Raw genomic sequence first — 11,398 nt, 5'->3', positions numbered from 1 at the left:
GGTGGCGCTCGATGTTGTGCTGTCGCATCTGGGTCTCGCCTTCGGCGAGTGTTTCGCCCCGCTGCCGCGGGGCGACTTACTTTCTCTTGCTTGCCCACCCCCCGAGGGGGCCTAGAGAGAAAGCTAAGCAAAGAGAAGGGCACCCTGCTTGGCGCCCTCCGATGGCAAWGCCATCGGAGGGTCCGTGAGGGCTGGYCGGGCTTTTTGACAGGGCATCCATGCCCTGATCAAAAAGGCGGGGACGTCCTGTCCCCGCCCCCCTGCGGGGGCCTTTTCGTCCAGCCCTCACCGCCGGCGCCAAGGGGACCCGGAAGATCAAGAGCCAAAAGCCATGAGCCAAGAGCAACGGCGAAAGCGCGCAAGCGGAACGCTGCGGCTGTGCCGCGTGCTCTTCGCTTATCGGGAGGGCCTCTGGTTATGGGGTGTTGCGGCCTGCTGCTAAGATGCCCCGGCCTGAGGTGACCGCCGGCTTGGCTGGTGGTTGAAACGGGAATCCGGTGCGCCGCTTTCGCGGCTATTCCGGAGCTGCCCCCGCAACGGTAGGCGAGACACGATCAGCGAAAGCCACTGTGCTTACGGGCATGGGAAGGCGCCGGTCGGGAAGGCTGCAAGCCTTCGCTCGCGAGCCCGGAGACCGGCCTCGAGGTGAACCGGACATGCGGTGGGCGTGCTCCTGACGAGCGCGCCTTCGATGCGTCCGTCCGGAGCTCCTTGCCGCCTGTCCTGCAACCGAAGCGATTCCGCGCGGGCAGGCGCGGTCCAGGAGCTACCAGTGTCATTGCATGTCCCGTCCTTGCGCCGGACCGCGTTTGCGGCCGCGTTTTCCCTTGTTTCGTGCTCCACCGCCGCGCTGGCCGACGAGCCTTCGCAGGACCTCAAGGGCGTGGTGGTCACCGCCACCCGCACCGAGCAGAGCGAGTCCAGCACGCTCGCTGCGGTCACCGTGATCGACCGCGCCGATATCGAGCGCCTGCAGCCGCAGTCCGTGACGGATCTGCTGCAGGGCACGCCGGGCCTGTCGATGGCCAATAACGGTGGCCCGGGCAAGTCCACCTCGCTGTTCCTGCGCGGCACTGAAGCCGACCATGTGCTGGTGCTGGTGGATGGGGTCAAGATCGGCTCGGCCACCTTGGGCCAGCCGTCGATCCAGAACATCCCGGTCGAGCAGATCGAGCGCATCGAGATCGTGCGCGGCCCGTTCTCCAGCTTGTACGGTTCGGAGGCGCTGGGCGGCGTGATCCAGATTTTCACCCGCCGCCCGAGCGGCGCGTTCGAGCCGAACCTGGAGCTCGGCTACGGAAGCAACGACAGCTTCCGCGGCGCCGCGGGCCTGGCCGGCAAGGTGGGCGAGGGCTGGTACGCCGTGCAGGCCACGCACGAGGACACCGACGGCATCAACGCCTGCCGCGGCAAGCCGTCGCCGCGCGGGGCGGGCTGCTTCGTCAACGAGCCGGACCGCGACGGTTTCCGCGACAGCTCGGTCTCGCTCAAGGGCGGTTATCGCTTCAACGAAGCCTGGGACGCCGACGCGCAGTGGCTGCGCAGCTGGGGCTACAACGCCTATGACGGTTCGACCAGCAACCAGTCCGACGTGGTGCAGCAGGTGTTCGGCGCACGCGCGCATTGGCGGCCGAGCCGCGACTTCACCCTGACCGCGAGCGCCGGACAAAGCGCGGACCTCAGCGACAACTATCTCAACGGCCGCTACACCAGCACCTTCGACACCCACCGCGACCTGGGCTCGCTGCAGGGCGACCTGGCGTTCGGCGGCGGCCTGTGGAGCCTGGGCTACGACTGGCAGCGCGACCGCGTCAACAGCAACACCATTTATGCGCGCGACCAGCGCCTCAACCGCGGCGTGTTCGCGCAATGGCAGCAGAGCTTCGGCACGCAGTCGCTGCAGGCCAGCGTGCGCCACGACGACAACCAGCAGTTCGGCGGCAAGACCACCGGCAGCGTGCTATGGGGCTGGGATTTCGCGCCGGCCATGCGGCTTACCGCCAGCGCCGGTTCCGCCTACAAGGCACCGACCTTCAACGAGCTGTACTACCCCGGCTACGGCAATACCGCGCTGCGTCCGGAAAGCTCGCGCAGCTACGAGCTGGGCCTGCGCGGCACGCCGGGCTGGGGGCTGTGGTCGCTCAATGCGTTCGAGAACCGCATCCGCGACCTGATCGCCTATGACGCTTCCGTCGGCCTGCCCGGCAACGTCGATCGCGCGCGCATCCGCGGCGCCGAAGCGGTGGCCTCGACCATGCTGGCCGGCTGGACTTTGCGCGGCACGGCTACCTGGCTGGACCCGCGCAACCGCAGCGACACCTATCGCGACAAGCTGCTGCCGCGGCGTGCCCCGCGCAGCGCGCGCATCGATGCGGACCGCAGCTTCGGCGATTTCAGCGTCGGCGCCAGCGTGTACGCCGCCGGCCATCGCTATGACGACCTGGCCAACAACTACCGCCTCGGCGGCTATGCGCTGACCGACCTGCGCCTGGCCTATGCGCTGGACCGCGACTGGAAGGTGCAGCTGAGCGTGCGCAACGCCTTCGACAAGCACTACGAGACCGCGGCCTATTACAACCAGCCCGGCCGCACCGCGATGCTGAGCGTGAGCTACCGGCCCGCGCAGTGAATCCCTTCCCTTCAGAGGACCGCACCATGTCCGCCGCCACGCCACGTTTCTCCGCGCCGCTCGCCATCGTGTTCGCCGCGCTGATGATCGCCACGCGCTTCCATCACTTCGGCACCGCGCTGCATCTGCCCGATGCATCGATGGCGTTGTTCTTCCTCGGCGGCCTGTGGCTGCGGCGGCATCTGGCCTTCGCCGCGTTCATGGCGCTGGCGGTGGTGCTGGACTGGGTGTCGGTGTCGTACGCTGGTGTCAGCGATTTCTGCGTGACGCCGGCGTACTCGTTCCTGCTGCCTGCCTATGCGGTGCTGTGGTACGCGGGGCGATCATGGTCGGCGCGGATGGCGCCGGCGCCGCTTGCGCTCGCCGGTGCGTTCGGCCTGGCGCTGGTGGCGGCATCGCTGTCCTTCGCCATCTCCAACGGCGCCTTCTACTGGCTGGGCGGACGCTATGCGAACCCGCACCTGGGCGAGTACGTTGCGCGCTTGTGGCAGTGGGGCCCGCTGTTCGTGCGCACCACGCTGACCTACGTGATCGTGGCGCTGGCGGCCTACTGGGCGCTGGCGCGGGTGACCGCCGCACGCGGCGCAGGAGCGCAGGCATGAGCGAAGCAACCCCCAACCCCGAAGCGGCATCCTTGGAAGAGCGGCACCGCGAGCGCATGCAGCGCAAGAAGGAGCTGGTCGACCGCAAGATCGCCCGCGCCACCATCGACCGCGGCGTGCTGGTGGTGAACACCGGCAACGGCAAGGGCAAGAGTTCGTCGGGCTTCGGCATGCTGGCGCGCTCGCTCGGTCATGATTTCCACTGCGGCGTGGTGCAGTTCATCAAGGGCAGTTTCTCCACCGGCGAGGAAGCGTTCTTCCGCCGCTTTCCGGAGCAGGTCGACTACCACGTGATGGGCGAGGGCTTCACCTGGGAGACCCAGGACAAGGCGCGCGATATCGCCGCCGCGCAAGCCGCCTGGCAGATCGCGGCGCGGATGCTGACGGACGAACGCTATCGGCTGGTGCTGCTGGACGAGTTGAACATCGCCCTGGTCAAGCAATACGTGACGCTGGAACAGGTGCTGCCCGCGCTGGCGGCACGCCCTGCTGGCCAGCACGTGGTGGTGACGGGCCGCGGCGCACCCGATGCGCTGGTGGCGCTGGCCGACACGGTGACCGAGATGCGCGTGGTCAAGCATGCGTTCGAGGCGGGCATCCGCGCGCAGCTGGGGATCGAACTGTGAGCACGGTGCGGCATGCACCTGCGCTCCTGGTGTCGGCGCCTGCCTCGGGCCAGGGCAAGACCTCGTTCACCGCGGCGCTGGCGCGTGCGCACACGCGGCGCGGAGGGCGGGTGCGGGTGTTCAAGACCGGGCCGGATTTTCTCGATCCGATGGTGCTGGCGCGCGCCAGTGGCGCGCCGGTGTACCAGCTCGATCTGTGGATGTGCGGCGAGGCGGATGTGCGCGCGCGGCTGTACGAAGCGGCGGGCGAGGCTGACCTGATCCTGGTCGAAGGGGTGATGGGCCTGTTCGATGGCGGGACATCGAGCGCCGACCTGGCGCAGCGCTTCGGCCTGCCGGTGCTGGCGGTGATCGACGGCTCGGCGATGGCGCAGACCTTCGGCGCGGTGGCGACCGGCCTGGCCCGCTATCGCGACGGGCTGCAGGTGCATGGCGTGGCGGCGAATCGGATCGGCAGCGCGTATCACGCGAAGCTGCTGGCGGAGAGCTTGCCGGCCGATCTGCATTGGTTCGGCGCGTTGCCGCGCGATCCGGCGCTGGCCTTGCCCGAGCGGCATCTCGGCCTGGTCGCCGCCGGTGAGTTGGCGGATCTGGATGCGCGGCTGGATGCCTTGGCCGATGCCATCGAGAAACATGCCGAGCTGAGCTTGCCGCCGCCGGTGGCATTCACCGCGGTGGAGGCGACGGCGGTGCCGCGCCTGCTGCAAGGCCGGCGCATCGCCATCGCGCGCGACGCCGCGTTCTGTTTCCTGTATCCGGCGAACCTCGACGTGTTGCGCCAGGCGGGCGCGGAACTGTGCTGGTTCTCGCCGCTGGCCGGCGATGCCTTGCCGGATTGCGACGCGGCCTGGTTGCCGGGCGGCTATCCCGAACTGCATCTGGCGCGGCTGGCCGAGCGCACCGATCTGCATGCCGCATTGCGCGCGCATGTCGACGCGGGCAAGCCCTTGCTGGCCGAATGCGGCGGCATGCTCAGCCTGCTCGATGCCCTGGCCACCCGCGAGAGCGACGCGCATACGATGGCGGGGCTGCTGCCTGGCTGGGCGGTGGTGCGCGAGCGGCTGGCCGGCCTCGGCATGCAGTCGGTCGAACTGCCCGAGGGCACGCTGCGCGGCCACACTTTCCACTATGCGCATGCGGAGATCACGCATCCCGCACTGGTGCATGCGACCAACCCCGATGGTGGGTCCGCCAAGGAAGCGGTCTACCGGCGCGCGCGGCTTACTGCCAGCTTCGTGCATATGTATTTCCCCTCCGCAGCGGAAGCGGCCCTGCGTCTGTTCCTGCCATGACGGCGCTGGCGCTCACCCTGGCGCTGTTGCTGGATGTGCTGCTGGGCGAAGCGCGCAGGGCGCATCCGCTGGTGGCGTTCGGTGGGTGGGCGCGGGCGATCGAGGCGCGGCTGTATCGCGACGCGCGTGGGTCGGGCGTCGTCGCGTGGTGTGTGGCGGTGTTGCCGCCGGTGCTGCTGAGCTGGCTGCTGGCGTGGTGGTTGCCAGCGTGGGGCGTCGTCGTCTTCGCCGCGGCGATGCTCTATCTCGCCGTGGGCCTGCGCAGCCTGGGCGAGCACGCCTTGCCGGTGGCGGATGCGCTGGATGCTGGCGATCTCGTCGCTGCGCGCACGGCGGTGGGGCGCATGGTGAGCCGCGATACCGCGCTGCTGGACGAGCAGCAGGTGGCAGCGGCCGCGACCGAATCGGTACTGGAGAACGGCAGCGACGCGGTGTTCGGCGCGCTGTTCTGGTTCCTGCTGCTCGGTGCGCCGGGTGCGGTGCTGTATCGGCTGGCCAATACGCTGGATGCGATGTGGGGTTATCGCAATGCGCGCTATGAGCGCTACGGCTGGGCGGCGGCGCGTATCGACGACGTGTTGAATTTCGTACCCGCGCGGCTGACGGCCGTGACGTACGCGCTGCTCGGCGATGCCCGCCGCGCATGGCGTTGCTGGCGCGGACAGGCGCCCGCCTGGGACAGCCCGAATGCGGGCCCGGTGATGGCCGCCGGTGCAGGCGCGCTCGGTGTGCGGCTCGGTGGCGCCGCGCCTTATGAAGGCGTGTGGGAGGAACGTCCCGTGCTCGGCGAGGGCGCTGCGCCGGATGCGCAGGCGATCCGGCGAGCGCTGCGCCTGGTGCGCCGGGGCGTGCTGTGGTGGTGGCTGGCGATCGGGTTGGCGACGCTGGTCGCGGGAGGCCGTCATGCTTGAACACGGTGGACGCCTGCTGCGCGCCGCGCACGAGTACGGCATTCCTGCCGCGGATTGGCTCGATCTCTCCACCGGCGTCAGCCCATTCGCCTGGCCGGTGCCGCCGCTGCCGGCTTCCGCCTGGCATCGACTGCCGGAGGACGACGATGGCTTGATCGAGGCGGCGCGCGCCTATTACGGGCAGGCGTCGCTGCTGCCGGTGGCCGGTTCGCAGGCCGCGATCCAGGCCTTGCCCGCCTTGCGCGATCGTTCGCGCGTGGGTGTGCTCGATCCGGGCTATGCCGAGCATGCGCATGCCTGGCAGCGCGCAGGGCACACGGTGGAGCGCGCATCGGCCGAGGCGCTGTTCGCCCGCGCGGCGCGTTACGACGTGGTCGTGCTGATCCACCCCAACAACCCCGGCGGCGAACGCTTCGAACCCGATGCGCTGCGCGCACTGCATGCCACGCTGGCCCGCCGCGGCGGCTGGCTGGTGGTGGACGAAGCTTTTATCGATGCCACACCCGAGAGCAGCCTGTGCGCGGCGCAGGCGCTGCCCGGCCTGATCGTGCTGCGCTCGGTCGGCAAGTTCTTCGGCCTGGCCGGTGCGCGTGCCGGCTTCGTCTGCGCCGAGCCCGCGCTGCTGGTGGCGCTGCGCGAACGCCTGGGGCCGTGGACCTTGAGCGGGCCGACGCGCCACGTACTGAAGCTGGCGCTGGCCGATACCGACTGGCAGGCGGCGCAGCGCGAACGCTTGCAGGCGACGAGCGCACGCCTGTCCGCCCTGCTCACGCGGCACGGGCTGGCGCCGGACGCCGGTTGCGCGTTCTTCCAATGGCGCCGCGACGAACGCGCGAGCGCGCTGCAACGCGCACTGGCGCGGCAGGGCGTGCTGGTGCGCCGTTTCGAGCAGCCGCACAGCCTGCGCTTCGGCCTGCCCGGCGACGCCGCGGCATTCGCGCGGCTCGATGCGGCGCTGGCAAGCTGGCGCATGGTCGAAACGAAGCGGGAGCTGGCGCCATGAGCGCACGGGTACTGATGGTCCAGGGCTGCACCTCCGATGCCGGCAAGAGCACCGTGGTCGCCGCGCTATGCCGCTGGCTGCGCCGACGCGGCGTGGCGGTGGCGCCGTTCAAGCCGCAGAACATGGCGCTCAATTCCGCCGTGACCGAGGACGGTGGCGAGATCGGCCGCGCCCAGGCGGTGCAGGCGCAGGCGGCCGGCGTGCCGCCGCATACGGATTTCAATCCGGTGCTGCTGAAGCCGCAGAGCGATATCGGTGCGCAGGTGATCGTGCATGGCCGCGCGGTAGGAAATATGGATGCGCGCGACTATCACACCTACAAGAAGGTGGCGATGGAAGCGGTGCTCGCTTCGCACGCACGCCTGGTCGAGCGCTACGCGGCGCTGGTGGTGGAGGGGGCGGGCAGTCCGGCCGAGATCAATCTGCGCGATCGCGATATCGCCAATATGGGTTATGCCGAAGCGGTGGATTGCCCGGTGTTGCTGGTGGCCGATATCGATCGCGGCGGCGTGTTCGCGCATCTGGTCGGCACCCTGGCCTTGCTGTCGCCGAGCGAGCAGGCGCGCGTGGCCGGCTTCGTGATCAATCGCTTTCGCGGCGACATGGCGCTGCTGCAGTCGGGCCTCGACTGGCTGGAACGCGAAACCGGCAAGCCGGTGTTCGGCGTGCTGCCGTATCTGCACGGGCTGCATCTGGAAGCCGAGGACGCGTTGCCGCGTGACCAAGGTCGCCGCGAGGACGCGCTGCTGCGCGTTGCCGTACCGGCCCTGCCGCGCATCAGCAACCACACCGACTTCGACGCGCTGCGCGCGCATCCGCAACTGGACGTGCGCCTGGTGGGTCCGGGCGAGGCGCCGCCGCCGTGCGATCTGATCGTGCTGCCGGGTTCGAAGGCCACGCGCGCCGACCTGGCCTGGCTGCGCGAGCAGGGTTGGGCGGAGGCGATCGCGCGGCATCTGCGTTACGGCGGCAAGCTGATCGGCATCTGTGGCGGGTTTCAGATGCTGGGGCAGGCGGTGCACGACCCGCATGGGATCGAAGGCGCGCCGGGGTCCAGTGCGGGCCTGGGCTGGTTGGCGATGGAGACCGTGCTGGAGCCGGACAAGCAGCTGCGCCGCGTGCGTGGCCGGCTGGCGCTGGACGAAGCGGAAGTGGCCGGCTACGAGATTCACTGCGGACGCAGCAGCGGTCCGGGGCTCGACACGCCGGTGTGCCGGCTGGACGACGGTCGCGCGGACGGCGCGCTATCCGCCGACGGGCAAGTGCTCGGCACCTATCTGCACGGCCTGTTCGACGAACCCGCGGCATTGGCAGCGCTGCTGCGCTGGGCCGGGCTGCACGCGCCGGTTGCCATCGACGTGCGCGCCTTGCGCGAAGCGAGCCTGGAACGGCTGGCCGATGCGGTCGAAGCGCACCTGGATACCGCGCGCCTTGCCGCGCTGCTGGGAGTGAATGACCTATGCGCAGCCTGATCCTTGGTGGTGCCCGTTCGGGCAAGAGCGCGCTGGCCGAGCGGATGGCGGCGGAGAGCGGGCTGGAGGTCGTCTATATCGCCACGGCGCGGGCGCTGGATGCGGAGATGGCGGCGCGCATCGCGCACCACCGCGCGCAACGGCCGGCGCATTGGCATGACGTCGAAGAGCCGCTGGCGCTGGCCGATGCCTTGCGCGCCCATGCGCGCACCGACCGCTGCGTGCTGGTGGATTGCCTCACGCTGTGGCTGAGCAATCTGCTCGGCGACGCCGACGGTGAGCGTTTTGCGCGCGAGCGCCAGGCCTTGCTTGACGTGCTGCCCGACCTGCCCGGCACGATCCTGCTGGTCAGCAACGAAGTCGGCCTCGGCATCGTGCCGATGGGCGAGCTGAGCCGGCGCTTCGTCGACGAAGCCGGCCGCCTGCATCAAGCATTGGCCGCGGTGTGCGGGCGGGTGCTGTTCGTTGCGGCAGGCTTGCCGCTGGCTCTCAAAGGAAGCCTTACATGAATGTGGAAACCATCGGATGGCTCGATCGGCCTTGCCGTGTGCTGGATGCGGTCGCCGCTGTCGCGGCATTGGAACGGCAGGCGCAACTGACCAAGCCGCCCGGTTCGCTGGGTGCGCTCGAAACGGCGGCGGTGCGGCTGGCTGCTCTGCAAGGTGCGGTGAAACCGTCGCTGGAACGAATCTGGATCAGCGTATTCGCCGCCGATCATGGCGTGGCCGAGGAAGGCGTCTCGGCCTTCCCGCAGGCGGTGACCGGCGCGATGGTGGCGAACTTCGCGCATGGCGGCGCGGCGATCAGCGTGCTGGCGCGCGAGCTTGGCGCTTCGCTGGAAGTGGTGAATCTCGGCACCGTCAACGATCCGGGCGAACTGCCCGGCGTGCGGCGCGCGTGGATCGCCGGGCAGACGGCGAACTTTGCGCGCGGCGAGGCGATGTCGCCAGCGCAGCTTGGCTTGGCTTTGCAGGCCGGCGCGGAGAGCGTGCGTCTGGCGGACGAGGCGGGTGCGCAGCTTTTCATCGGCGGCGAGATGGGCATCGGCAACACCACCGCGGCCACGGCGCTGGCGTGTGCGCTGCTGGGCGTAGCGCCTGGCATGTTGGCGGGCGCGGGCACCGGCCTCGATGACGCGGGCGTCGCACGCAAGGCAGCCGTGGTTCAGCGCGCGCTTGATTTGCACCGCGAAGCAGCGACGCCGCTTGTGTGGTTGCGTTGCGTCGGCGGCTTCGAACTCGCCGCGCTCGCGGGCGCCTACGTGGCGGCGGCACAGCGCGGCATGCCCGTGCTGGTGGATGGCTTCATTGCCAGCGCAGCCGCCTTGATGGCGGCGCGGCTGCAGCCGGCATGCCGCCCCTGGATGCTGTTCTCGCACCGTTCGCACGAGCGCGGCCACGCGCGCCTGCTCGAAGCGCTGGATGCCGAGCCGCTGCTCGACCTGCAACTGCGCCTGGGCGAAGCCAGCGGCGCGGCGGTCGCGGTGCCTTTGTTGCGCCTGGCCTGCGCGCTGCATGCGGGCATGGCGACCTTCGCCGAGGCGGGAGTGGCGCAAGCATGAGCATCGACCTGCTGCGCCATGGCGATACCGGGCAGCGCAGTTATCGCGGCCAGCTCGACGATCCGCTGAGCGAGCTGGGCTGGACCCAGCTGCGCGCGGCGGTGGCCGGGCACGACTGGGCGCTGGTGGTGTCCTCGTCGCTGCGGCGCTGCGCGGATTTCGCGCGCGAGCTGGCCGCGGCGCGCGAGCTGCCGCTGCGGATCGATCCGCGCCTGGCCGAATATCACTTCGGCGCGTGGCAGGGTGTGCCGATTGAAACCCTGGCGCAGACGCAGGGCGACGCCCTGGCGAAGTTCTGGGCCGATCCGGTGGCGCATCCGCCACCGGGGGCGGAGACGTTCGCGCAGTTCCAGGCGCGGCTCGGTGCCGCGCTGGATGATGTCGCCGCGGAGGCGCAGGGTCGCGACGTGCTGGTGGTGACGCACGGCGGTGCGATTCGCCTGCTGCGCTGCGAGGTGGAAGGGCGCGGCTACGGCGATATGGCGAACATCGAGGTGCCGCATGCGTCGCTGCGTCGATTGGCTTGGCCGGCGAAGGTTGGCGTGTGATGCGCGGCCTGCTGGTCGCCATCGGTTTTCTCACGCGCATTCCGGTACCCGTGACGGTGTTCGACGACGCGGATGCGCGCGCCCGTTCGCTGCCCTGGTACCCGCTGGTGGGCTTGTTGATCGGCGCCTTGCTCTACGCGCTGGCCTGGGCGACGCATGGCTGGCCGCCGCTGTTGTCGGCTGCGGTGATTCTGGCGGCGTGGGTGGCCTTGACCGGCGCGTTGCATCTGGACGGCCTGGCTGACAGCGCCGACGCCTGGGTGGGCGGGATCGGCGATCGCGCGCGCACCTTGGCGATCATGAAGGACCCGAACTGCGGCCCGATGGGCGTGGTCGCCCTGGTGCTGACCTTGCTGCTGAAGTTCGCCGCGCTGGCGAGCGCACCTGCATGGCCCGGTTTGTTGCTTGCACCGCTGTTGGCGCGCGCCGCGCTGGTGGCGGCGTTCCTGTTCGTGCCGTATGTGCGTGCCGGTGGCCTGGGCGAGGGGCTGGCCGCATCGTCGCGTGCGATCAAGGCCGGTGTGCTGGTGCTGGTCGCGGTGGGATGTCTCTTCGCGGGTCTACGCGGTGTGGTGTCGCTGATCGTCGCGAGCTTGTTGTTCGCGCTGTGGCGGCACGCCTGCCTGCGCCGCCTCGACGGCATGACCGGCGACACCTGCGGCGCGCTGACCGAACTCACCGAAGCTGCGGTGCTGATTGCCGCGGCAACGGCGTAGGTTGGGGTGAGCCGCAGGCGAACCCCAACATGACCACC

General features: G+C 69.9%; 11 protein-coding genes and 1 riboswitch. All 11 genes read left to right on the top strand.

Annotation, left to right across the window (positions count from 1 at the left end; translation table 11 throughout):
* The first annotated feature begins 439 nt into the window (after positions 1 to 439).
* A riboswitch (cobalamin riboswitch) is annotated at positions 440 to 657 on the top strand.
* Positions 658 to 772: 115 nt separating this feature from the next.
* Genes btuB through AB4083_RS16070 form a run of 11 tightly spaced genes read left to right on the top strand, consistent with a single transcriptional unit; the run spans position 773 to position 11,360 of the window.
* Entirely contained in the window at positions 773 to 2,629 is a 1,857-nt protein-coding gene (btuB, locus tag AB4083_RS16120) for a TonB-dependent vitamin B12 receptor (protein WP_441609099.1), read from the top strand.
* A 26-nt stretch (positions 2,630 to 2,655) separates the two neighbouring features.
* The gene (locus tag AB4083_RS16115) at positions 2,656 to 3,231 is read left to right on the top strand and encodes a hypothetical protein (protein WP_441609098.1); all 576 of its coding nucleotides are present in this window, start codon (positions 2,656 to 2,658) and stop codon (positions 3,229 to 3,231) included.
* Entirely contained in the window at positions 3,228 to 3,857 is a 630-nt protein-coding gene (cobO, locus tag AB4083_RS16110; protein WP_441609097.1) for a cob(I)yrinic acid a,c-diamide adenosyltransferase, read from the top strand. Before AB4083_RS16115 ends, cobO begins: the two co-directional genes overlap by 4 nt.
* A complete protein-coding gene (locus tag AB4083_RS16105; RefSeq protein ID WP_441609096.1) occupies positions 3,854 to 5,149 on the top strand; it encodes a cobyrinate a,c-diamide synthase in 1,296 nt (431 codons plus the stop codon). The genes cobO and AB4083_RS16105 overlap by 4 nt, the downstream gene beginning before the upstream one ends.
* Positions 5,146 to 6,060 (top strand): adenosylcobinamide-phosphate synthase CbiB, encoded by a 915-nt coding sequence (cbiB, locus tag AB4083_RS16100; RefSeq protein ID WP_441609095.1) that lies wholly within the window; start codon positions 5,146 to 5,148, stop codon positions 6,058 to 6,060. The genes AB4083_RS16105 and cbiB overlap by 4 nt, the downstream gene beginning before the upstream one ends.
* The gene (cobD, locus tag AB4083_RS16095; RefSeq protein ID WP_441609094.1) at positions 6,053 to 7,063 is read left to right on the top strand and encodes a threonine-phosphate decarboxylase CobD; all 1,011 of its coding nucleotides are present in this window, start codon (positions 6,053 to 6,055) and stop codon (positions 7,061 to 7,063) included. Before cbiB ends, cobD begins: the two co-directional genes overlap by 8 nt.
* Positions 7,060 to 8,535 (top strand): cobyric acid synthase, encoded by a 1,476-nt coding sequence (locus tag AB4083_RS16090; protein WP_441609093.1) that lies wholly within the window; start codon positions 7,060 to 7,062, stop codon positions 8,533 to 8,535. Before cobD ends, AB4083_RS16090 begins: the two co-directional genes overlap by 4 nt.
* A complete protein-coding gene (cobU, locus tag AB4083_RS16085) occupies positions 8,523 to 9,044 on the top strand; it encodes a bifunctional adenosylcobinamide kinase/adenosylcobinamide-phosphate guanylyltransferase (protein ID WP_441609092.1) in 522 nt (173 codons plus the stop codon). The genes AB4083_RS16090 and cobU overlap by 13 nt, the downstream gene beginning before the upstream one ends.
* Positions 9,041 to 10,096: a nicotinate-nucleotide--dimethylbenzimidazole phosphoribosyltransferase gene (gene cobT / locus AB4083_RS16080; RefSeq protein ID WP_441609091.1), complete on the top strand. Its 1,056-nt coding sequence runs from the start codon at positions 9,041 to 9,043 to the stop codon at positions 10,094 to 10,096. Before cobU ends, cobT begins: the two co-directional genes overlap by 4 nt.
* Positions 10,093 to 10,644, top strand: a complete 552-nt coding sequence (locus tag AB4083_RS16075) for a histidine phosphatase family protein (RefSeq protein WP_441609090.1) — start codon at positions 10,093 to 10,095, stop codon at positions 10,642 to 10,644. Before cobT ends, AB4083_RS16075 begins: the two co-directional genes overlap by 4 nt.
* Positions 10,641 to 11,360 (top strand): adenosylcobinamide-GDP ribazoletransferase, encoded by a 720-nt coding sequence (locus tag AB4083_RS16070; protein ID WP_441609089.1) that lies wholly within the window; start codon positions 10,641 to 10,643, stop codon positions 11,358 to 11,360. The genes AB4083_RS16075 and AB4083_RS16070 overlap by 4 nt, the downstream gene beginning before the upstream one ends.
* The last annotated feature ends 38 nt before the right edge of the window (positions 11,361 to 11,398 follow it).

This window comes from Dyella sp. 2RAB6 (genome assembly GCF_052115385.1).
Taxonomy (GTDB): domain Bacteria; phylum Pseudomonadota; class Gammaproteobacteria; order Xanthomonadales; family Rhodanobacteraceae; genus Dyella_D.
The sequence above is the reverse complement of the archived record's forward strand: the minus strand, read 5'-3'. Positions and strand labels throughout refer to the sequence as shown.

Bases quoted from the DNA above. Each gene is read 5' to 3' on its own strand.
- cbiB (WP_441609095.1), top strand. From the start codon at position 5,146: ATGACGGCGCTGGCGCTCACCCTGGCGCTGTTGCTGGATGTGCTGCTG.
- AB4083_RS16115 (WP_441609098.1), top strand. From the start codon at position 2,656: ATGTCCGCCGCCACGCCACGTTTCTCCGCGCCGCTCGCCATCGTGTTC.
- AB4083_RS16090 (WP_441609093.1), top strand. From the start codon at position 7,060: ATGAGCGCACGGGTACTGATGGTCCAGGGCTGCACCTCCGATGCCGGC.
- cobT (WP_441609091.1), top strand. From the start codon at position 9,041: ATGAATGTGGAAACCATCGGATGGCTCGATCGGCCTTGCCGTGTGCTG.
- cobD (WP_441609094.1), top strand. From the start codon at position 6,053: ATGCTTGAACACGGTGGACGCCTGCTGCGCGCCGCGCACGAGTACGGC.
- cobU (WP_441609092.1), top strand. From the start codon at position 8,523: ATGCGCAGCCTGATCCTTGGTGGTGCCCGTTCGGGCAAGAGCGCGCTG.
- AB4083_RS16075 (WP_441609090.1), top strand. From the start codon at position 10,093: ATGAGCATCGACCTGCTGCGCCATGGCGATACCGGGCAGCGCAGTTAT.
- cobO (WP_441609097.1), top strand. From the start codon at position 3,228: ATGAGCGAAGCAACCCCCAACCCCGAAGCGGCATCCTTGGAAGAGCGG.